Origin of the sequence: Xanthomonas translucens pv. undulosa, assembly GCF_017301775.1 — a bacterium.
GTDB lineage: Bacteria > Pseudomonadota > Gammaproteobacteria > Xanthomonadales > Xanthomonadaceae > Xanthomonas_A > Xanthomonas_A translucens.
Genome location: NZ_CP063993.1, coordinates 3,528,093 through 3,549,525 on the forward strand (window position 1 = coordinate 3,528,093; position 21,433 = coordinate 3,549,525).

A 21,433-nucleotide genomic window follows, 5' to 3' on the forward strand; every position below is an offset into this window, starting at 1 on the left:
GGAGTCGCCACTGACGCGATCGGTCTGCGCCGCGCAGTCGGTTCCGACGCGGAATGCGTGCCGGCGGAGTTGTCTACTGGGTTGTTTGCGTTGCCTCATGGTTCGCGTTTGTGCATCCCTGTGGTTGTGGCGTAGCTTCGACCACGGGTTCGCAGGCGTGGGAATCGTTTGCGCTGCGCGGGCCTGATGGTGCGGCGGCGGAATACACGCTTGCCGGCATTCCAATCCTCAACTCCACGACAGGATATCGCTCATGAAGATGCTGTTCTCGATCTAGCAGATGTTGTCGTCCAAGAAGGGCCTGAAGTCGTACTCTTGGCCTGTATACATCGCCTAATGACCGGCGTCGGCGACGACGCGGCCTGCGATATGGTCGGCGTCCGGTGCAGGCGATGCATCCGGCGCCGGCCTTGGCAGTTGTGAGGGGCCGATGTCAGCCACCGTTTTCGATCGCGATGGGCGTGCCACCGTCTTGGCTCTGCGGTTGCAGGCGCTGTTAAGCGAGCATGTCGGCGGCTGGACGCGGACACAGTCGGCGTCGCCGGGCAGGCGCTGGTGCATCGCCTGCTCAGTGTCCGGCCCGCGACCGAGCATGAGCGCGCGAATGACGCCGATTGCCCCTGCGGCTGCAGGGGGAATCCGTCGATGGATTTTGGCTACGGCATTGTGTGCGCAGCCTCATGTTTTGCGTTTGCGCCACGCATAGCGGCGGAGTAGCTTCGATGGTGCGCGCTCCGACAGTGGGGATATCGGCTCGTTGTGTGCATGCCCGCCTGCGCGAGGTGCAGGTGCTCTCCCCCGAAAGGGGTCATTCGCAATTCCAACAGGATGCCGATCATGAAAGCGCTTTTTTCGATCAAGCGATTGCTGTCTTCCAAGAAGAGTCTGAAATCGTACGCCTGGTACATCTGGTACTGATCCGCGTCGCGCCATCGATGCAATGCGGTATGCGATGCGGCCCGTGCCTGGCGAATGCCGATTCGCCAGGCACGGGCCTTTGCATTGCGGAGCGCGCGGATGTCCGCCATCGTGCGTGACAGGCAGGCCCGCGCCACGGTTCTCGCGCCGCGGCTGCAGGCGTTGCTGCACGACCATCTGGGCCAGGACGCATTCCGCCTGGATGCCGATACGATCGGTGTCGCCGGGCCGGCGTTGACCCACCGTTTGCTCGACGCCAGGCCGGCGACGGAATGGGAGCGCCCGACGTTCAAGCCGTTGCACGGGCGCTCGATTGCGCGCGCCGATGCGTCGAAGTTGATGCAGGCGATCGGCCGCGACGTGCGCGAGGCATTGAAGCAGCCAGCTCCCCCGAACGCCGATCTGTCCGGCCCGTGGCCCCACGTCGGCCATGTCTATCTGCGCGACCTGCTGCTCGGCGACGATCCACTGCGGCTGCGCCTGTTGATGGACCGGGTGCTGGAACTGACGCCCAAGCTGACCTGGGCGGTCATCGCTGCGGGCGCGGTGGCGCCGCTTGCGCCTCAGGCGGGCGCTTCGGCGCTGGCCACGCTGAGCGCGGCTGCAGGCGGCTACCACGAGCGGCGCTATGCGATGGGCCTGTACCGGCGCACCGCCGCGCCGGTCTGCTTCACCATCTCCACGCTTGTCGCCAACGCGCTATGGCTCGGATCGCCGTTCGAGGCCTGCACGTCGAACCGCAATATCCTCTACGAATCGATGCGCCTGCTGCCGCCCTCCTGGAACATCCTGCGCAACGCCTCGCCCGAATACATGGCGCTGGACGCGCGGATCGGCGCCGCCGACGACGTGCTGGTGCTGCCGTTGCTCAGTCACCGCGATCCGGCGCTGTGGGACGAACCGCAGGCGTTCCGTCCCGAGCGCTGGGACGGCCTGGATCCCGACGTCCAGCCCGGCTATCTGCCGTTCGGCCACGCCTCCGAACGCTGCTGGGGGCGGCACATGGTGATGCCGCTGGCGGAACGCTTGCTCGACCTGCTGCGCGGCCAGGGCCTGGCCGCCAGTCCGCGGCAGACCCGCGCCGAGGTGCCGCTGGCCGGACTGCTCGGTGTCGCTCAGGTCGACGTCGTCCGCCACTGAGACGCGCGCGGCGGTGAGGGCCGCGCCCGAACACGCCGTTTGCGGCCGCGCGAAGCCGGCTACTGCGCGTGCGCCGGCGGCGCGGTCGAGCCGCGCGTCACCAGCGTGTACTCCATCAGCTGGTGGATGCCGCGGCTGGGCAGGCCGGCGCGGCGTTGGCGGATCTCGTCGAGCAGCAGCGTCACCGCGGCGCGGCCCATTGCGGTGACCGGCTGGTGGATGGTGGTCAGCTCGGGCCAGATCGTGGTCGCCACCGGGGTGTCGTCGAAGCCGGCGATCGACAGGTCCTCGGGTACGCGCAGGCGCAAGCTGTAGGCGATCGCCACCGCGGCGGCGGCCATGTCGTCGTTGCTGCACAGGATCGCGCTGGGGCGCGGCGCGGCCTGCAGCAGCGCAGTTGCGGCGAGCAGCCCGGACCGATAGGTGAACAGGCCTTCGGCCACGCGCGCGGCGCCCACAGGCAGGCCGGCCGCGGCCATGGTGTCGAAGAACGCGCGGCTGCGCGGCGCGCTCGGGGTGTGTTGGGGATCACCACTGATGAAGCCGATGTCGCGGTGGCCGAGGTCGAGCAGATGCCGGGTGATCGTGCAGGCCGCCTGGTAGTCGTCGATGCGTACCGAACTGACGCCGTGCATCGGCGTGCCGGTGGACACGGCGACCACCGGGATGCCGTGCGCGTCCAGTTCCTTGATGGTGTGCCGCGAATCGCACAGCGGTGGCGGCAGGATCACCCCGTCCACGCCGGCGTCGAGCAGGCGCTCGGTGGCGGTGCGCTGGCTGCCGCTGTCGTCGCGCTTCTCCACCAGCACCTGGCTGCCGTCCAGGCTGCTCTGTTCGAGGATGCCGAGCATGAACTGGTTGAGATAGGCCGCGCTGGGATTGCTGTACAGCACCCCGATCCGCGCCAGGCTGGCGGTGCGCAACGAGCGCCCGGCCAGGTTGGGACGGTAGCCGAGGGTCTTGATCGAGGCCTCGACGCGCTCGCGCAGCGACGCGCCCACCCGCGGGTGGCGGTTGATCACGCGCGAGGCGGTCATCGGCGAGACGCCTGCGTGCTGCGCCACATCCAGAAGCGTTACCGCGGAGCCTGCACGACCTTGCCGTTTGCCCATCGTGGTCCTGGCGATATTGCGAAAAGGGAAAGCCTGCACATCCCCCGCGGCAGGCCCGTTAGCTTACTTCCGGGGCGGTTGCACTGTCTTGGCCTGGCTGCCGAAACCGCCGTCGGCCTCCGCGGCCAGATAGGCGAACACCGCAAAGGCGGCGACGTTCTGCGCCAGCGCCTTGGGATCGATCTTGTCCAGGGTGTCGTCGGCGGTGTGGTGCAGATCGAAGTAATCGCTGCCGTCCTGCGCCAGCCACGCCCAGGCGCCGCCCTTGGCCGCGAGCGGGCCCACGTCCGGACTGGGGCCGCCGCTGTCCGGCGCGTAGGCGATGCCGAGCGGCGCCAGCGCCTCGGCGATCTGCCGGGTCGCCTGGCGCGAGGCGGTGGCATCACCGGAGCCGGTGTTGAACGCATAGATGCGGCCGGCGCCGAAGTCGCTCTCGGCGGCGATCTGGTGCAGCGCCACGTCCTGGGCGTGCGCTTGCGCATAGGCCTTGCCGCCTTACAGTCCCTGTTCTTCGTTGGCGAAGGCGACCACGCGGATGCTGCGCTTGGGCGCGCGCTTGAGCTGGCCGATCAGGTGTCCGGCGGCCATGCTGATGCCGACGCCGGCCCCATCGTCGATCGCGCCGGTGCCCAGGTCCCACGAATCCAGATGACCGCCGATCACCACCACGTCCTTGGGCTTGCTGCGCCCGGTGATCTCGCCGATCACGTTGTACGAGGTGGCCTGGCCGTCCCAGCCGCAGTCCAGCGCCAGGCGCAGCCGCACCGGGCCGCGCGCGAGCAGCCGCGCCAGCTGGTTGGCGTCGGGCACCGACAGTGCCGCTGCAGGCACCGGGGTCAGGCCTTCGTCGAACCGGGTGATGCCGGTATGCGGCACACGGTGCGAATCGGTGCCGGCCGAGCGCATTACGAAGCCGATCGCACCCTTGCGGATCGCCTCCGACGGCCCCTTGCTGCGCACCGCGCCGCCATTGCCGTAGTCCTTGCCGTCGCGCGCCTTGACCATCTGGTAATCGACGAAGGCGATCTTGCCGCGCAGCGAGCCGGCGGGGGCGGCCTGCAGCGCGGCGAGGTCGGCGAAGCGCACCACCACGGCCTCGACCGTGCCGGCCGGGCTCCCGCCCAGCGCGGTGACGCGCAGCGGCTGCGCATTGGCGCCGAGCACCTGCGCGTGTTCGCTGCGCCGCTCCCATTTCGGGAACGTCACCGGCTCGGTCCACACCTTGTCGAAGCCCAGCGCCTGGAACTTGGCCGTGGCCCACGCGACCGCGCGCGCATCGGCTTCGCTGCCGGCCATGCGCGGGCCGACTTCGGTGGTCAGCGATGCGACCACCTTCCAACCGGTGTCGTCGGCCAGCGCCTGCTCGCGCAGCGTGGCGGCGGTGGACAGCGCCGCGTCCGGCATGCGGGTGGTCTTCTCGGCCGTGGCGGCGGACGAGGCAACAAACATGGCGGCGATGACGACGGCAAGACGGCGCATGAAGGACTCAGCAACAGGGTGAACCACGAGCTTAGCAGCGCGTGTCGCGCCTACGCACGACAGTTACTGCGGCGTGGCGTCGTGCTTCAACGCATCGCGGATCTCGCGCAGCAGCAGCACTTCCTCGCTCGGCGCCTTGGGCGCGGGCGGTTGCTTGCGCGCGATGCGGTTGATCGCCTTGACCAGCATGAAGATGGCGAAGGCCACGATCACGAACTGCAGGATAGTGTTGAGGAAATCGCCGATGCCGATCACCACTGGCGGCACGTCCTTGCCCGCCGCGTCCACCGTGGCCGCCTTCAGCGTCCACGCCCAGCGCGAGAAATCCACGCCGCCGGCGAGCATGCCGATCGGCGGCATGATGATCTTCTCCACCAGCGCCGTGACGATCTTGCCGAACGCGGCGCCGAGCACCACGCCGACCGCCAGGTCCAGCACGTTGCCGCGCATGGCGAATTCCTTGAACTCGCGGATCATGCTCATCAGTGGGTCCTCAAATCGTTGCGCGGGCCTGTCGCCGCTGCGCAAGCCTAGCGCAGTCGTTGTCATTCCCGGATCAAGCCGCGCATCGACAAGCAGCGGCGGCGACACGGCATCGCTCAGCCGACGATGGTGCCGTGGCGCTCGGCGACGTTTTCCAGCCGTGCGCTGAAGCGATCGCCCGGCTGCAGCGCGGCCACGCCGGCCGGCGTGCCCATGAACACCAGGTCGCCGGCGCGCAGCGCGAACAGCTTGGACAGTTCGTGCAGGATCTCCGGCACGTTCCAGATCATCTGATCGAGCAGCGATTGCTGGCGCACCTGGCCGTTGACCTCCAGCGACAGGTTCAACGCCTCCAGCGCACCGACTTCGCCGGCCGGGATCAGTTCGCTGATCGGCGCGGAATGGTCGAAGCCCTTGGCGATGTCCCATGGCAGGCCCCTGGCCTTGGCCGCGGCCTGCAGGTCGCGCCGGGTCAGGTCCAGGCCGACGCCGTAGGCGAGCACCAGTGCGGTCGCATCCTCGACGCCGAGCACGCCGGCCGGCGCATCCTGGCCGAGCGCCACCACCAGCTCCACTTCGTGGTGCAGGTCCTGGGTCGCGGACGGGTAGGGAATGGAGTCGCTGCCGATCACCAGCGCATCGGCCGGTTTCATGAAGAACGTCGGCTGGCCGCGCTCGGCCTTCGAGGCCGGCGCGCTGGCGCCCATCTCGCGCGCATGGTCGGCAAAATTGCGGCCCACGCAGTAGATGCGATGCACCGGAAACAGCCCCAGCCCACGCACGGACACGCGTGGCGCTTCGGCAGCAGCAAACAGGTCTTTCATGGGATGCATCCAGTAAAGAACAGGATGCAGCAGTCTAACGCGTCGGGTTCAAGCCAATTCCAGCGGGCGCGAGGACATCGCTTTCACGGTTCCCCACTCCCCATTCCCCGCGTTAAAGCGGCAGCGCCGGCTTGCGCAACACGCGGTACTCGCCATCGACCACCTGCTGGCGCGCCGCGGACGCGCGCTTGCCGCGCTGGCTCAGCAGCTTCATCGCGATGCCGCCGAGGATCATCGCCGCGCCGACGAACACGCTGACGAACACCAGCCCGGCGAGGATCGCCAGGCCAAGCAAACCGACGGCCAGTTTCACCAGCGGATGGCGCGGCTTGCGCGGCGCGAAGACATGCCGGAACTGATCGAAATGAAAGGCGCGTGCACGCATGGCAGAAGTCTGTGTCAGTTTGAACCGAGGCGGCAGTATCCGCGCTGTCTTCTGTGACAGAGTGAAAAGTTCGTTAAGAAAAAAGTTAACGCTTTCCCGTACAAGGCCTTGCGTGTCGCGGCCAAGTGCAGCGCGGCGTGGGCGCGCACCGCGGACATGCAAGAATGGCGGCTGTTTCCGCGTTGCCGCCGTCTTTCCATGACCGAGTCATCTTCCGCCGTGCTGGCGCAACTGGAGCAGCTCGCACCCAGCAGTCTGGTCGAGGCCGAGGCCACGCTCGGCGGCGCTGTCGAATCGTTGCTGCTGTATCGCGACGGCGACGGCGTACGCGCCTGGTTGAACGTGTGTCCGCATGCCGGGCGCCGCCTCGACTGGGCGCCGGGGCAGTTCCTGAAAAGCCGCGAAGGCCATCTGGTCTGCGCCGCGCATGGCGCCACGTTCGAATTGCAGCAGGGCAGCTGCGTGTCGGGGCCGTGCCGCGGCCAGAGCCTGCTCGCGGTGCCGGTGGCGGTGCGCGACGGCCAGGTGGTCCTGGCGTGAGTGGCGCCTAGAACGCGCCCCACCAGGCCATCGACATCAGGTTGACCATCAGCACCACCACCGCGGTATAGATCAGCGACAGTGGCGCGCCGACCCGCCACAGTTCGCGCGGCTGATAGTTGGCCGGGCCGGTGACCATCGAGATCACCGGATTGGACGCGGTCATCAGGTTGTTGGACGCCGACAGCGCCACGATCAGCGCGAACGCGGTGGGATTGCCGCCAGACGCCAACGCCAGGTTGACCGCGATCGGCACCATCACGATGGTCGCGCCGACGTGGCTGATGACCAGCGAGAACGCGGTGGTCAGCAGCGCCAGCGCGATCTCCAGCGCCCACACCGGCACGCCTTCGGGTAGCCGCGCGATGGTATGGCCGGCGACCCAGGCCGCTGTGCCGCTGCTGTCCATCGCCCAGCCCAGCGGGATCAGCCCGGCCATCATGAAGATGGTCTTCCAGTTGATCGAGGCGTAGGCCTCGTCCATGCGCAGCACGCCGGTCAGCAGCATGCCGGCCACGCCGGTCATCAGGGTCAGCGCCACCGGCAGCTTGCTGGTCAGCGCGATCAGGATGGTCAGCGCGAAGATGGTCATCGCGATCTTGAATTTGTGCGGGCGGTGCTCGCCCTTCGGATAGTCGGTGACCACCACGAAGTCGCGGCTCTCCGAGGCCTGCGCCAGGTCCTGCCAGATGCTGTGGAACACCAGCATGTCGCCGGCGCGCAGCGGCACCTTGCGCACGTCCTCGCGGATCACCTGCTTGTCGCGGTTGATCGCCAGCAGGCTGATCCCGGCCTGCTTGCGCAGGCGCAGTTCGGCCGCGCTCTTGCCGATGAAGCGCGAGGTCGGCGGAATCACCGCCTCGGAGATGCCGGCGCGGCTGGGATTGAACAGGTCGCCGAGATTGCGCAGCCGTGAGGACAGGCGCAGGAACTGGTTCTGCGCGAAATCGGCCACCTGCTGCCGCGCGCCCATCACCCCGAGCACGCTGCCGACCCAGATGCGCATGTCCGCCGGCGGCGCCAGGCGCGTGTCGTTGCCGGTCTTCAGCGCCAGCAGCAGCGGCGCGTCGTGCACCGTCTCGGCCTCGCCCAGGGTCATGCCGACCAGCGGGCTGTCGGCACTGACGATCAGCTCGAACACGTCGCCCTCGATGCCGTAGGTGCGCGCGAAGTAGCTCTCGGTGCGTGCCGGGGTGACCCCGTTGTTGATCAGTTGTTCTTCTTCCATCAGCGTGCGGTCGCCGCGCACGCGGAAGTAGATCAGCGAGGCCAGCAGCAGCGCCACGCCGATCGGCAGCGGCGCGAACATGCGCAGCGGCTCGATCGTGGCCATGCCCGAGGGCAGGTTGTTGTTGGCCGACTGCAGCAGGTCGTTGAGCAGGATCAGCGGCGAGTTGCCGACCATGGTCAGCGCGCCGCCCATCACGATCGCCGCGGCGATCGGCAGCAGCAGGCGCTGCAGGGTCAGCCCGGTGCGCGCGGCCAGGCGCGAGGCCACCGGCAGGTACAGCGCCATCACCGAGGGGTTCTGCATGAACGAGGAATTGAGCCCGGCGATGCCGGTGGTCAGCAGCATCAGCCGCTCTTCCACGCCGTGCGCGCGGCGCAACAGCCACGACGCCAGCCGGTTCAGCGCGCCGGTGCGCTCCAGCCCGGCGCCGAGGATGGTGGTGGCGATGATGCTCATCACCGCGTTGCCGGAGAAACCGCTGAACAGCTCTTCCGGCGCGACCAGCCCGGTCACCCCGAGCACTACCAGCACCACCAGCGCGACCACGTCGGCGCGGATGCGCTCGAACACAAACATCGCCATCGTGAAGCCGACCAGCCCGAGCACGAGCTTCATATCGGTGGTCAGCGTCAGCGCGGTGTCCATTGGGGGCCGGGAGTGGGGAATCGGGAATGGAGAATGGCAGAAGCGATGGTCTGACGCAGGCGGGCGCTAAGCGGATGCCGGGGGCGGTTGCTGTTCCGATTCCGCATTGCCCGCTCCCGATTCCCGGTCGTACAGCAAATCCCACACGCCATGGCCCAGCTTCTGGCCGCGGGTCTCGAAATGCGTCTGCGGGCGCCAGTCCGGACGCGGCACATGGCCGCGCGGGCCTGCACGGTTGACCAGGCCTGCGGTGGCATCCAGCACGTCCCACATCTGCTCGGCGTAGTCGGCCCAGTCGGTGGCCGCGTGCAGGCGGCCGCCGGCGCGCAGCTTGCGCACCAGCAGCGCGGCGAACGCCGGCTGCAGCAGGCGGCGCTTGTTGTGGCGCTTCTTGTGCCACGGGTCGGGAAAATAGATGCGCACTTCGTCGAGCGCGCCGTCGGCGATCTCATGCTCCAGCACTTCCACCGCGTCGTGGTGGTACAGGCGCACGTGTTCGCTGGCGTCGGCGGCCAGCGCGTTCAACACGCGGCCCACGCCGGGCGCGTGCACCTCGATGCCGATGTAGTCGCGGGCCGGGTCGTGGCGTGCGGCGAAGCGCAGCGCCTCGCCGTTGCCGAAGCCGATCTCCAGCACCTTGGGCGCGGTGCGGCCGAAGGTGGCGTCGAGATCGCGCGGCTGGCCGCTGTAATCCAGGCCGAAGCGCGGCCACAGTTCGTCGAACGCGCGCTGCTGGGCGGGCGTGAAGCGGCCCTGGCGCAGCACGAAACTGCGCACCTGGCGGCGGCCTTCTTCGATGGTGAAGGGCTTGGGCGGGGTCTTGGCGCCGGCGCTGGAGAACGGATCGGTCATGCGCGCGGCCTCAGCCGATCAACCCGTCGACCGGCGAGGAGGCGCTGGCGTAGCGCTTGCGCGGGATGCGCCCGGCCAGGAACGCCTCGCGCCCGGCCTCGACCGCCTTGCGCATCGCGCTGGCCATCAGCACCGGGTTGCGCGCGCCGGCGATGGCGGTGTTCATCAGCACGCCGTCGCAGCCCAGCTCCATCGCGATCGCCGCGTCCGAGGCGGTGCCGACGCCGGCATCGACGATGATCGGCACCTTGGCGTTGTCGATGATTTCCAGCAGGTTGTAGCGGTTCTGGATGCCCAGCCCGGACCCGATCGGCGCGGCCAGCGGCATCACCGCCACGCAGCCGATGTCCTCCAGGCGCTTGGCCAGGATCGGGTCGTCGCTGGTATAGACCATTACCTCGAATCCGTCGGCGACCAGGATCTCGGCGGCCTTCAGGGTCTGCACCACGTCCGGGAACAGGGTGCGCTGGTCGCCGAGCACTTCCAGCTTGGTCAGGTTATGGCCGTCGAGCAGTTCGCGCGCCAGGCGGCAGGTGCGCACCGCGTCCTCGGCGCTGTAGCAGCCGGCGGTATTGGGCAGGATCGTGTAACGCTCCGGCGGCAGCACGTCGAGCAGGTTGGGTTCGCCGGGATTCTGGCCGATGTTGGAGCGGCGGATCGCCACGGTGACGATTTCGGCGCCGGCGGCCTCGGTGGCCTGCCGGGTTTGTTGCAGATCGGCGAATTTGCCGGTGCCGGTGAGCAGGCGGGAACGGTAGGGCTTGCCGGCGATCACCAGCGCGTCGTGGGGGGCGTGAGCGTTCATCGCCGGATTATCGCCCATCGCACCCGGCGCTGCCGAGTCGGGCGCCGCGTGGAATTCAGCCGCCGCCCAGCGCGTGCACGACCTCGACCCGGTCGCCGTCGCGCAGCGCGTGCTCGGCATGCGCGCTGCGCGGCACGATCGCGCCATTGACCTCGACCGCGACGCGGCGCTGCGCCAGCCCTTCCTCGAGCAGCAGGGCGGCGATGGTGGTGTGGGGCTGCAAAGGGCGGGCCTGGCCGTTCAATTCGATGTTCATGCCATCATTGTGCCGTGCGTGCCGCCAGGTGCGCGATGTATTGCGGCAGTGCAACGTGAGCGTGGGGGGCAGAGGTGAAATCATGCCTTCCATGCGGCTGCGTATGTTCTGGCCGTGTCCCGCGTCACTTTCATCATCGCCCGGGAGGGCCTCCATGACTTCGTCCATCCGTCCACTCCGTTCGCTACTGGCCGCCGCGATCGTGCTCGCCGCCGCGCCCGCGTTCGCGCAACAGACCTATAGCCGCACCGTGTTCTTCGGAGACAGCCTCACCGACGCCGGCTACTACCGGCCGCTGCTGCCGGCCTCGGTGCAGGCGGTGACCGGCCAGTTCACGACCAATCCGGACTGGGTCTGGGCGCAGTACATCGCCGACCACTACCACACCGACGGCCACGCCAACGGCAACGGCCAGATCGGCGACGATTACGCCGCCGGCAACGCCCGCGTCGGCGTGGCCAATCCCAGTGCGCTGGGCGTGGCGCCGTCGCTAGCGACGCAGGCCAGCAGGTATCTGGCGTCCAACGGCGGCAAGGCCGACCCGAATGCGCTTTACAGCGTGTGGGGTGGCGCCAACGACCTGCTCGCGGTCGCCGCCGGCGCACCGGCCCAGGCCACGATCGGCAACTCGGTGACCGCGCAGGTGGGCATCGTCGCCAACCTGCAGAACGCCGGCGCGCGCTACGTCATGGTCACCACCATCCCCGATGTCGGCCTTACCCCGCGCTTCCGCGCCGGCGGCGCCACGGCGATGGCGCAGGGCACCGCGCTGGCCAGCAGCTACAACAGCGCGCTGTTCGCCGGGCTCAAGAGCGCCGGGCTGCAGGTGATCCCGGTGGATACCTTCCACCTGCTGCAGGAAGTGATCGCCAGCCCGTCCACCTACGGCTTCAGCAACTCCACCGGCACTGCCTGCCAGCCGCAGATCACCGCGCAGTCGCTGACCTGCAACCCGACCAGCTACGTCAGCGCCGACGCCGCCGACAGCTATGTGTTCGCCGACGGCATCCACCCGACCGGCCGCACCCACGAAATCCTGGCGCAGTACGCGCTGTCGATCCTGGAAGGCCCGCGCCTGCAGCAAGTGCTGAGCCACTCGGCCCAGGTCAGCGGCCGCGCGCGCGCCGACCAGGTCGCCTGGCACGTCGATGGCCGCCCGGAAGCGGACGGCATACGCTGGTGGGGCAACTTGCGCGGCGACATGCAGCGCTATGCGCACGGCGACCTGTACGACGGCCTGGCCCCGGCCGGCCTGTTCGGCGTGGACTGGTCGCGCGGCGAGTGGGTGTTCGGCGGCTTTGGCGGCTTCGGCCGCGTGGATGCCGACGTCGGCAACCGCGGCGGCGACTACACCCAGGACGACAGTACCCTGGGCGGCTTCGCCGGCTGGTATGGCGAGCACGCCTGGGTCAACGCGCAGCTCAGCTACAGCTGGCTGAGCTACGACGTCAAGCGCAAGGTCAACCTGGGCGCGGCCACCATCGAGCACAACGGCTCGCCGGACGGCAGCAACCTGACCGCGGCGCTGCAGGGCGGCTACGAATTCGGCGAGGGCGCGTTCAAGCACGGCCCGGTGGCCGCGGCGATCTGGCAGAAGGTCAAGCTCGACGGCTACACCGAGAGCAACCCCAACTCCAGCGCGCTGGGCTACTACGACCAGGACGTCGAGTCGCTGGTCGGCCGCCTCGGCTGGAAGGCCAGCCTCGATGCGGGCGCGGTGAAGCCGTACCTGCAGGCGACCTACGACCACGAGTTCAAGAAGGGCGAGCAAGCCACCGCGTGGCTGCAGACCATGCCCGACCTGGGCGCCTACGCGGTGCCGGGCCTGGCCATCGACCGCAACTACGCCTCGGTGGTGCTGGGCGCGCGGGCCAAGGTGTGGGGTCTGGAGAGCAATGTCGGCATCGCCGCCACCACCGGCCAGAGCCGCGCGCACGACACCTCGCTGTTCGTGAACTTCGGCGGCAGCTTCTAAGCGCGGCGTCGTTGTTGTCCCTCGTGCCCGGCCATGCGCCGGGCACGAGGGAATGTCAGGCTGCGCGCCGCCAGAAAGGTTCCTTGTGCGAGGGGCTTCAGCCCCGACGCCTTATCGGTAGGGCGTCGGGGCTGAAGCTTCTCCCGCAACATATCCCCGCCTGCAAGCAAGGATCGGCATCACGATCGCTCGGGCGCCGGCGCCCGAGCGATCGCGTGGTCATACCGATTTCTTGCGCAACCGCCGGCTCACCGCATAGACTGCACCGGCGACGCGGGCGTAGCTCAATGGTAGAGCTGTAGCTTCCCAAGCTACTGACGTGGGTTCGATTCCCATCGCCCGCTCCAGTCTTGCGAATTTCAGTGTTAAGTTCTTGACCGCGCTGGCTATTCCCTACGGCTAAAGACCACCTCGAACGACCTCCCAAGATATCGTTTGAGGTATCGTTTTTGCCAAAACCCCTCTTGCTGCATAGGCCATTAGGTCTCTACCTGCGCTTCTTGGTTCCTGCTGATTTGCGAGGGGGGGGCAAGTCGGCGCGCGTTTTCTGGTTCGTCCTCTCACTCTTCGATCCGGCGACGCTTCGCGTCTGGTGTCTGCCTAAATGGGGATGGCAGTATCGAACGCGTTCCAACCGTTGGCGGGTATCCGGGTAATCTCGACGCCCGATGCAAACGACACGGGTGAGCCTTTCACCGATGCTAAGGTGAAGGCCATCTTCAATTCGGTGGCCTTCCCAGCATGGGCCAAGACGTATCCGCATCGGCGGTTTGGTCCGAGGCCGGGGGCAGGTGAACGAGTGCTCGTTATGTGGAACACCCGTTTCGGGTGATCAAGCGCCAGCTTGGTTACGTCAAGGTGCGCTATCGCGGTTTGGCCAGGAACACCGCGCAGGTGCTGATGCTGTTTGCGCTGTCGAACCTGTGGATGAAGCGAAAACAGTTGATGCCTGTCGTAGCGATGGTGCGCCTGTAACCGGGGAATACCTCCGGAAACGGCAAAAACCCAGGATCTGAGCGCTGCCAGCGTGGCCGATGAGAATTGCCTCACCTCCGACGGCATTGATCAGACCTTCCCTAACTACGTTCAAATCCCCTGAGCAAATCCCAATCGGTTACATGTCTATCGTATTCGGATTGTTCCCATTGCGCGGCATGGACGTAATGATCGACAACCCCGCTTCCTAGCACCTCGCGGAGCCAACTCGAGCTCGAACTGATGCCGATGGCAGCTCTTAGTGTTTTCGGGATGTCCGGCAATCCCGTGTCGCGATATGCGTCGCTCTTGCACGGCTCGCCCAATGGCAGTTTCTCGTCAATCCCCGCCAAGCCAGCTGCAATCAGTCCGGCGAACGCAATGTAGGGATTCATATCGGCACCGCCAATGCGGCACTCGACGCGCAGATCATCCGAGCCCAGGCCACAAACGCGTAAGCCGGTCGTTCGATTGTCGCAGCCCCATGCGATCTTAGTTGGTGCGAACGTGTCAATCTGAAATCTTTTATAGGAGTTTATGTAGGGTGCCAACAGGAGAGTAATATCTCCCGCATACTTAAGGATTCCGGCCAAATAGTTTCTCATTATAGCGGACATTCCCTGCGGTTCTGCTTCGTCATAAAACAGGGATCGGCCATCTGACGACCACAGCGACGAGTGGACGTGGCTGGACGACCCTGCACAATCATCGTTCCATTTTGCCATGTAGGTAATTGACTTGCCGTGCTGTGCTGCTATTTCCTTGCTGCCGTGCTTGATGATTGTGTGCTGATCGGCCATCAACAACGGGTCTGAATGCCGAACATTGATTTCCCCTTGGCCAGCGCCTCCCTCCCCCTTTGTGCATTCAATTGCGACGCCAGCGCCATATAGACCTTTTCTGATCGGACGCATGACGCACTCCTGTCGCGTTGTCGACAGAATGTTGTAATCCTGATTGTGACTTCCAAATATCGCTGGTGAATTATAATTTTTTCTCGAAATTTCGGCATAAGTCTCGTCGAAAAGGTAAAACTCAAGCTCCGATGCGAAACAGGCGCGCATTCCGCGGTCGGATATCCGGCGTAACTGCCTTTGCAAGATATATCTGGGCGATTGCGCCACTGGCTCGCCGTTGTCATTGTAGACATCGCAAATCACCAATGCCGTTGCGTCCAGCCATGGCAGCAATCGCAAGCTGGAAAAGTCAGGCCTGAGGACGAAATCGCCGTAACCAGCACTCCAGCTGGCATTCGCGTAACCTGGCACCGGGACCATTTCCATGTCATTGGCCAATAGGTAATTGCAGGCATGGCCTTGGTTGTAATCGTGACGAACAAATGTAGCGGCATGATAGCGTTTTCCCATGAGCCGGCCTTGCATGTCGACCATGCATACCAATATCGTATCGATTGCGCCAGACGCGACCGAATTTCGGAGTTCATCTAGGTTCATGAGAGATTATCACCGCCATTTAAATAAGTGTTATATATATGGGAGTTCTACGAGAGCTGCGCGTCTGCTGGCGTCAACTCAGCGACATCGACCGATCGTATCCATATCCGCCAAGAACGTTTTATGAATATGGCTGAGCCAGTTCTCAAACAATAAGATTGCATGGCTGCGCCATCGATTCGTCGGTGGCAGATAGTGGCAATCGTTTGGAAAATAGTTAACGGGTAGATGAATATTTCTTCCTGCGTCTAGATCGCGGAAGTATTCGTCTGCAAGAGTATTCGAATCGTATTCGATATGATTAAAGAAATGCAAGGAATGATGCTTCGGATCGCTAAGCAAGCAAAGCCCGGTATCGAGCGAATCAATGAGAACGGAAACGCCGCTATCAATAGGGAGGTCGACGCGACGCATTTCTGTCCAGCGCGACACGGGAATGTAGAGTTCCTCGGAAAAGCCTTTCAAGTAAGGGGAGTCGATATCATAGATGTGATGCTTAAATACACCAAATAACTTTTCTTTCAAGACGTATTTTGGCGCCCCATAGAAAAAATGCATGGCAGCTTGCGCCCCCCAACAGATGTTAAAGCAACTATGGACGTTGGTCTGCGTCCACTGAAATACTCCGGCGAGCTCATCCCAGTAGTCGACGCTGCAGAAAGGAATTTTCTCAACCGGCGCCCCGGTTATTATAAATCCATCAAATTTCCGATTATTAATATCCTGCCAGTCCTTGTAGAACGATTTCAAGTGTTCGACAGGTGTATTCTTCGATGAGTGGCTGGATATCCTGACAAGCGTCAACTCTACCTGGAAGTGGGTGGAACCCAAAAGACGCGCTATCTGGATTTCGGTATTGATTTTATTTGGCATCAGGTTAAGCAGCCCTACGCTTATAGATCGGCACTGCGGATGGAGCATTGCCTCATCTTCTAAGACGGTGATGCCTTCGTTTTCAAGAGCACAACCTGCCGGCAGCCCTTTAGGGATTAGAATTGACATGAGATTGCGGCCTTCTTCAATGTATGGCCTGCATCGGCCGTTTCTCGCATGAGAAATCTTGACTCAATCAGGAAAGCACAAGAAAAGCTGCGACAAGCAGATAGATCGCGCCGGCTACCCAGCTTATATTACGTTCGTTCCTGAAAAGGGTGCGTGCCCTTTGTGCAAGCAACGCATATCCACCATAGATTAAGAGGGAAATAAGCAGTCCTGCCAAGCTCAATGCAATTGCTTGGTGCGTGTAAGAATAGTAAGGACTGATAAAGCTTGGATAGGTAAGCAAAGTGGCCAGCCATCCCTTGGGATTAGTCAGGGCGACAAGTGATGAATCGATGAACACCTTTCGCGGACTAGAAACGATTACTTCTGTGCTGTGATGTTCCGGTTGGGGCAGAAAAGAGATTAAACCAATGTACGCGAGATAGATTGCTCCTATCCAACGCAGATAACCGAGAAGCGACGAGTGCTCGTGAATGATCAAGCCGACGCCGGACAGCGCGACAATGGCGTGAATCGCAGTAGCCAGTCCAAAGCCAAACGAACAGGGAACTATAATCTTGCGACCATACTTGAGGGATTGAGCCACAACAAATGCTACGTTCGGCCCCGGCACGGCGACCGCGCAAGTGAACGCAATGGCGAACAGAGCCATCAGATGGAGATCCATTATCTCGTCACTGTATTATGTGATGTTGGACAGTCTTCAATCTATTGCCTTGTAGAAGGATGCCGAATTACTTCCGGCATGCCGCCTCGCTTCATATGCCTGGCACGCATCGCCAAAGAGGCGGAATATCTTCTGACTTACGGGGTCGTGTCTGACATGCCATTCGGGATGCCATTGTACTCCGAGCTGAAAAGTCGAGGAGCGGTAGGAAATTGCCTCGACGACGCCATCGTCGGCGATGGCCTCGACTCGAATCCCGGGCGCTGGCTCGGACACTCCCTGGTTATGAAGCGAATTAACTTGGAGCCAATCGTTTCCCTCCCCGAGGATATCGGCAAGTATTCCGTCGGATACGATCCGAATTCCGTGCGATGGCAGATACTGCTGATCGCGGGGTACGTTCATGGGCTCGCTGTGCACTATGCCGAACTCCGTGGCCGGCAGATGTGTCACAAGCGTTCCGCCTTGCTGAACATTCATTTCCTGCAACCCGCGGCAAATGCCGAGGACTGGCATATCCAGCTCTCTTGCGATCGACAACGCGACACACGACAGACGATCCCTGGGCCGGTCTCGTTCCCCAGGGATAACGTCGTCGTCGGCACGGTCCCAACGGCGCTGTCGTCCATCAAAGATGTCTGCATCGAGATTTGATTCGTCGCCAGTCAAGACCAGGCCGTCTAGACGATGCATCAGGGAACGAAATTTTCTAAGGCTTGTATCCCAAGAAAGATCCCCGTCTACAGTCGGAAGAATGACGCATTCAACAGCAGCGTAGGTATCAAGGGCTTCAATGTAACGTCGTCGCAGCCTGTCACGATGAACGCCATCATCGATATGGCGATTTGATGTCACTCCAACAACCGGTCGAATCACGCAATCGGAAACATGTTCCATTGTGGATGTGCTCCGGATCATTTACGCAGGCTAATTTCGTAGAGGCGACGGTTCCGATCAAGCAATTGCGAGATCACGCTTGGCTGCCCCTGCGGGCCGCGCGAAAATAGACCTCCCCAGGATTTTCCGATATTCGCATATATTGGGTCGCGCATTCGGATTTTCTGTGCTTTTTTTAATAGCCAGAATGGGACCCCCGGCGAAAGATGGTGCTCAAGATGGTACTCATCGTAATTGACGCCGAACAATAAGCGTTCTATGAATCCGCCCTTCCTATTCCGTGTCAAATAAACATTCTCCACCTCGGTTTCACACATGGGCGAGTGCTCAGCCAGCTCGGTGAACCAACCCAACACCTGAAACGTGGTGAGGTAAGGGATTAGCCAAAAAAGCACAAGCAGATGTAGAGCATTCGCTGCGGTAAAGCCGGCGACTACCGCGATCCAGAATGCCGCGAAACCGTACGAATCGATAAGAACGCCCCACTTGTCGACGCTCTTCTGTCTATCTCCCACAACAAAGAATCGGTTACTCCAAAGATAGTTCAAGTAACGAAACGTGGCCCCGCCGAAGATCGCTTTCCAGAGAATAAAGGATTTGTACTCGCGCGGCTCGCGAACAGTATAAACCCCCGATTTGATAAAAAATTTCAAGTCGGGATCTTGCTCCGGATCACCAAGGTGCGGATGATGTAGATAGACATGGGACACGCGATATGCCCAGTGCCGCTGGAATATAGGGTAAGCGGCGAACGTCGTCCCGAGGAAATTGTTCCATACTCTATTCTTTGCTAGTATTCTGTGCGCCGCGTCGTGTGAGATCGTCGTCAACCCGCGCTGGTGCGCGCCGATGATTAATAATGCCAATGGGTAAAGCCACCAGCTGAGTTGAACCGTCGCAACTGCGCAGGCCACCATTACTGTATAGTCCTTTATTATGTATAAAGCCCCAGTCATATTGTCGGGACGCAAGCCAGCCAGCTCGCGCATGATTTCGCGAGAAAAATGGAATGTGTCGAATCGCTTATTTCTGAGTGCCCAATTTTTCTCTTTTTTCATGATGCTTCTCCAGGCTAATCAGCCATTAAACGGCATCAAGACCGCGCTTTATATCATCAATTATGTCGTCAATTTTCTCTATGCCGACGCAAAGGCGGATTGAGCCATCAAATATTCCGGCTGCCTCACGCTGAGTTTTGGGAACGGTAGTATGGGTGGTCGAGACCGGATGCGTCACGAGTGTGCGTGCATCCCCCACATTTGAAACGTGATACATGAGACGGATGTTCTGCACGAATTTTCTGCCTGCAGCCTCATCGTCTAACTCGAACATGATCATTGCGCCGTAGCCGACTTGCACGTCGATCATTTCATCTACGACGTCACGGTCGCGTCCAGTAGCAAGACCAGGATACGAAACGCGTCTGACCTTGGGATGACCTGCTAGGAAACTGGCAACCGACGCAGCATTCTCGCAGTGACGCTGCATGCGCAGGCTTAGTGTTTCCAGGCCTTGTATCAGCTGAAAACTTGCGAATGGGCTGATCGCCGCGCCTGTATCGCGAAGCCAAGTCATACGTGCTTTCAAAAGATAAGCACTATTCCCTAAGTCATTCAGAAGGCGCACAGCATCTCGCCAGCATATGTCGCCATGCGCCTCGTCATGGCCATTTAGCAATGGGAAGCGGGAGGCATCATCAAAAGCAAAATTTCCATTGTCGACGACCAGTCCTCCCAGTGTGGTGGCGTGGCCACAGATGTACTTCGTTGCCGAGTAAACGCTGATTGCGGCGCCCAGCGCCCCGGGCCTGCACACGAGAGGCGTTGTCGTGTTGTCAACCACAAGGGGAATGCCACGCGCCTTGCCAATCGCGGCGAGCGCCGATACCGGTAACGGAATGACGCAAGGATTAGAAATGACTTCGCCGAATAACGCGATGGTCCTGTCATCGATCTGCCGCCTGAAGGATTCTGGTTCCTGCGGGTCAGCAGATCTTGCCTCAATGCCTAAGCGCTTGAAGGTATTGAAAAGCAAATTCCAAGAATTCCCGTATAGATACTTCGATGTAACCACGTTATCGCCTGGTCGGCCACTGCACAAGTTCACCAGCGCAAGAAAGGTGGCGGCTTGTCCGGAAGCCACGGCAAGCGCATCCGCTGCGTTATCCACTTGGGCGTATCGACGCTCGAGGACGCGGGTGGTTGGATTAATGATCCGCGTGTAGGTAAAACCGTCGCGCTTGACATTGTAGATATCCGAGACGGCGGCCAGATCATCATTGAGCTCATAAGCCGTGGTCTGATAGATGGGAACGGCAATAGCGTTGGTGGTTGGATCGTGCCGATAACCCGCATGCAGAAGAGCTGTTTCCATCGAAAGGGTTTTTTCGTGGGTTCGATATGACATTAGGCCGCTCCGCTTTCGAGTGCAGGATCGTCAAGTGCCGCTTCTACAAGGCGGTGTTTGTGGTCTTCGAAAAACTCACGAAACGCCTTCGCCAGAACGAGTATCCATGCCGGCTTTATTGCGCCGATGCAGCCAATTCTGAAGCTTCGCGTTTGAACATGGAATTTTGCATATATGTAGAGGTTGTATCTGACAAGATGCCGATAGAATTCATTAAAATCCTCTTCGGTATCAATCACTCCCTTCGCGGTGAGCGCCAGACATACCGGAGACCGCGCCCTCGCACTTAGTAGCGGAACAGCGTATCGCTCCGTTGCGCGAATGATCTCTTCTCGCACCAAGCAGTACCGCTTTCTGCGGTTGGCTACACTTTCAAGGGTCAACAGTTCGAGTGCCTTGGCGCATGCCTGTACCACATGAGTAGGAGGAGTTGATCGCCACTCTCCTGTCTCCTCAAGGATTTTCCACTGGTCGCGAACATCTAAAACGAAAGAATTGACCGGATGTGTTTTTTTTCTTTTCAGCAGGGCCAGCTTGGCTATTACTAACGAAATGCCAGGCGGACCTTCGATGCATTTATTACTTGAAGTCACAAGGACGTCGAAAGGGGAAATTTTGACGCTGATATCAACTGCGCCAAAAGAACTCATTGCGTCGACGATCGTAATGACTCCGTATCGCTTGGCCAGCTTGACGATTTCATTAAGTGGATTAATGACACCAGTGGTCGTCTCGCAATGAACGAAGCAGATGTGGGTGATCGTGCGATCTTTGTCAAGATATTCCACTATATCGGCGACCGAAAGCGGCTTGTCGCTAGGAACCTTCATGCTGGCAGCCCGTATTCCGCGTAGCTGAAGTATCTTCAGCATACGCTCGCCATAAATGCCGTTTATGCATACGAGCGGTTTGTCGGACTGACATATAAATGTCGCCAACGCTGCTTCGATGCCGTAGGTTCCACTGCCTTGGATGGGGATGACCGAATGTGACTCCTGCCCTTCGACTAGGTTGATCGCCAGGTTACGCATCAAGGCAGTGGTGATCCTAAAGCTTTCGTCCCTTGAGCCCATGTCGAATTGCATCTGTGATTTTACTTCGTCGCTCAAAGCCAACGGACCCGGTGTCATTAAGAAATATTTCTCTGGACACATATGGAAATCTCAGTATGTGTAAACTGGGGGAATGTAATGCAGTGCGTTCACATGATCTATGGCTAATGATGGTAGCGAAGCTGGTTGATCGACGATGGGTTTGTTTTATTTTGTATTTTATTTTTTATAATCTATGCGGCTGTGCAGTTAGCGGTTCATCTATTGATTAAGATAATACCGGCCGCATGAGCTGAGGCAAGGTAATTTAGCTGAAACGTACATGAAATTTAGCT

At 61.8% G+C, this 21,433-nt stretch carries 19 protein-coding genes, 1 tRNA gene and 4 pseudogenes; 8 read left to right on the forward strand and 16 right to left on the reverse strand.

Features of this window, described 5'->3' with window-relative positions:
- Positions 1-430: 430 nt before the first annotated feature.
- From ISN38_RS14990 to ISN38_RS15000, 3 genes and pseudogenes are all read left to right on the forward strand, one after another.
- Positions 431-600: pseudogene (locus ISN38_RS14990) on the forward strand (cytochrome P450); the annotation flags it as partial.
- A 237-nt stretch (positions 601-837) separates the two neighbouring features.
- Complete coding sequence (locus ISN38_RS20890; RefSeq protein WP_407071150.1) at positions 838-918, forward strand: tryptorubin family RiPP precursor; 81 nt, start codon at positions 838-840, stop codon at positions 916-918.
- Positions 919-1,017: 99 nt separating this feature from the next.
- Complete coding sequence (locus ISN38_RS15000) at positions 1,018-2,058, forward strand: cytochrome P450 (RefSeq protein WP_003466465.1); 1,041 nt, start codon at positions 1,018-1,020, stop codon at positions 2,056-2,058.
- A gap of 59 nt (positions 2,059-2,117) precedes the next feature.
- Here ISN38_RS15000 and ISN38_RS15005 read toward each other — a convergent pair whose 3' ends face one another.
- The 5 genes and pseudogenes from ISN38_RS15005 to ISN38_RS15025 all read right to left on the reverse strand — a co-directional run bounded on the left by ISN38_RS15005 (position 2,118) and on the right by ISN38_RS15025 (position 6,341).
- Positions 2,118-3,170, reverse strand: coding sequence for a LacI family DNA-binding transcriptional regulator (locus ISN38_RS15005; protein WP_058359042.1), 1,053 nt, complete (start codon positions 3,168-3,170; stop codon positions 2,118-2,120).
- Positions 3,171-3,233: 63 nt separating this feature from the next.
- Positions 3,234-4,649 (reverse strand): annotated as a pseudogene (locus ISN38_RS15010) (M28 family peptidase).
- Between the two features lie 63 nt (positions 4,650-4,712).
- Positions 4,713-5,132: a large-conductance mechanosensitive channel protein MscL gene (gene mscL, locus ISN38_RS15015; RefSeq protein WP_003466460.1), complete on the reverse strand. Its 420-nt coding sequence runs from the start codon at positions 5,130-5,132 to the stop codon at positions 4,713-4,715.
- Positions 5,133-5,248: 116 nt separating this feature from the next.
- Positions 5,249-5,956 (reverse strand): fumarylacetoacetate hydrolase family protein, encoded by a 708-nt coding sequence (locus tag ISN38_RS15020; protein WP_003466457.1) that lies wholly within the window; start codon positions 5,954-5,956, stop codon positions 5,249-5,251.
- A gap of 112 nt (positions 5,957-6,068) precedes the next feature.
- Entirely contained in the window at positions 6,069-6,341 is a 273-nt protein-coding gene (locus tag ISN38_RS15025; protein ID WP_003466454.1) for a hypothetical protein, read from the reverse strand.
- Positions 6,342-6,539: 198 nt separating this feature from the next.
- Here ISN38_RS15025 and ISN38_RS15030 point away from each other — a divergent pair, with 198 nt between their 5' ends.
- Positions 6,540-6,881, forward strand: coding sequence for a Rieske (2Fe-2S) protein (locus ISN38_RS15030; RefSeq protein WP_003466452.1), 342 nt, complete (start codon positions 6,540-6,542; stop codon positions 6,879-6,881).
- Positions 6,882-6,888: 7 nt separating this feature from the next.
- Here the strand turns inward: ISN38_RS15030 and ISN38_RS15035 are convergent, their stop codons facing one another.
- The 4 genes from ISN38_RS15035 to thiS form a co-directional block, all read right to left on the reverse strand.
- A complete protein-coding gene (locus tag ISN38_RS15035; protein ID WP_003466450.1) occupies positions 6,889-8,757 on the reverse strand; it encodes an SLC13 family permease in 1,869 nt (622 codons plus the stop codon).
- Positions 8,758-8,823: 66 nt separating this feature from the next.
- Positions 8,824-9,609 carry a tRNA (guanosine(46)-N7)-methyltransferase TrmB gene (gene trmB, locus ISN38_RS15040; protein WP_003466447.1) on the reverse strand — a complete coding sequence of 262 codons (786 nt, stop codon included), beginning with the start codon at positions 9,607-9,609 and terminating at the stop codon, positions 8,824-8,826.
- A 10-nt stretch (positions 9,610-9,619) separates the two neighbouring features.
- Positions 9,620-10,414 carry a thiazole synthase gene (locus ISN38_RS15045; protein ID WP_003466443.1) on the reverse strand — a complete coding sequence of 265 codons (795 nt, stop codon included), beginning with the start codon at positions 10,412-10,414 and terminating at the stop codon, positions 9,620-9,622.
- A gap of 55 nt (positions 10,415-10,469) precedes the next feature.
- Complete coding sequence (thiS, locus tag ISN38_RS15050) at positions 10,470-10,670, reverse strand: sulfur carrier protein ThiS (RefSeq protein ID WP_003466441.1); 201 nt, start codon at positions 10,668-10,670, stop codon at positions 10,470-10,472.
- 154 nt (positions 10,671-10,824) lie between these two features.
- On the opposite strand from thiS, the gene ISN38_RS15055 reads away from it, so the two are divergent.
- From ISN38_RS15055 to ISN38_RS15065, 4 genes and pseudogenes are all read left to right on the forward strand, one after another.
- Positions 10,825-12,645, forward strand: coding sequence for an autotransporter domain-containing esterase (locus ISN38_RS15055; protein WP_047325198.1), 1,821 nt, complete (start codon positions 10,825-10,827; stop codon positions 12,643-12,645).
- 273 nt (positions 12,646-12,918) lie between these two features.
- A tRNA-Gly gene (locus ISN38_RS15060) sits at positions 12,919-12,992 on the forward strand.
- Between the two features lie 278 nt (positions 12,993-13,270).
- Positions 13,271-13,447: pseudogene (locus ISN38_RS20895) on the forward strand (site-specific integrase); the annotation flags it as partial.
- An 8-nt stretch (positions 13,448-13,455) separates the two neighbouring features.
- Positions 13,456-13,620, forward strand: a pseudogene (locus ISN38_RS15065) (transposase); the annotation flags it as partial.
- Positions 13,621-13,721: 101 nt separating this feature from the next.
- On the opposite strand, the gene ISN38_RS15070 reads toward ISN38_RS15065, so the two are convergent.
- From ISN38_RS15070 to ISN38_RS15100, 7 genes are all read right to left on the reverse strand, one after another.
- The gene (locus ISN38_RS15070; RefSeq protein WP_003466434.1) at positions 13,722-15,074 is read right to left on the reverse strand and encodes a glutamine synthetase family protein; all 1,353 of its coding nucleotides are present in this window, start codon (positions 15,072-15,074) and stop codon (positions 13,722-13,724) included.
- Between the two features lie 78 nt (positions 15,075-15,152).
- A complete protein-coding gene (locus tag ISN38_RS15075; RefSeq protein ID WP_003466431.1) occupies positions 15,153-16,076 on the reverse strand; it encodes a homoserine O-succinyltransferase in 924 nt (307 codons plus the stop codon).
- Between the two features lie 67 nt (positions 16,077-16,143).
- Positions 16,144-16,743, reverse strand: coding sequence for a LysE family translocator (locus ISN38_RS15080; protein ID WP_080964806.1), 600 nt, complete (start codon positions 16,741-16,743; stop codon positions 16,144-16,146).
- A gap of 36 nt (positions 16,744-16,779) precedes the next feature.
- Positions 16,780-17,661, reverse strand: coding sequence for a gamma-glutamyl-gamma-aminobutyrate hydrolase family protein (locus ISN38_RS15085; protein ID WP_316248857.1), 882 nt, complete (start codon positions 17,659-17,661; stop codon positions 16,780-16,782).
- Positions 17,658-18,698, reverse strand: coding sequence for a fatty acid desaturase family protein (locus tag ISN38_RS15090; RefSeq protein WP_003466425.1), 1,041 nt, complete (start codon positions 18,696-18,698; stop codon positions 17,658-17,660). Before ISN38_RS15090 ends, ISN38_RS15085 begins: the two co-directional genes overlap by 4 nt.
- Positions 18,699-18,723: 25 nt before the next feature.
- Positions 18,724-20,046 carry an O-acetylhomoserine aminocarboxypropyltransferase/cysteine synthase family protein gene (locus tag ISN38_RS15095; RefSeq protein WP_003466423.1) on the reverse strand — a complete coding sequence of 441 codons (1,323 nt, stop codon included), beginning with the start codon at positions 20,044-20,046 and terminating at the stop codon, positions 18,724-18,726.
- A complete protein-coding gene (locus tag ISN38_RS15100) occupies positions 20,046-21,155 on the reverse strand; it encodes a 2-aminoethylphosphonate--pyruvate transaminase (RefSeq protein ID WP_230811668.1) in 1,110 nt (369 codons plus the stop codon). The genes ISN38_RS15095 and ISN38_RS15100 overlap by 1 nt, the downstream gene beginning before the upstream one ends.
- Between the last annotated feature and the right edge of the window lie 278 nt (positions 21,156-21,433).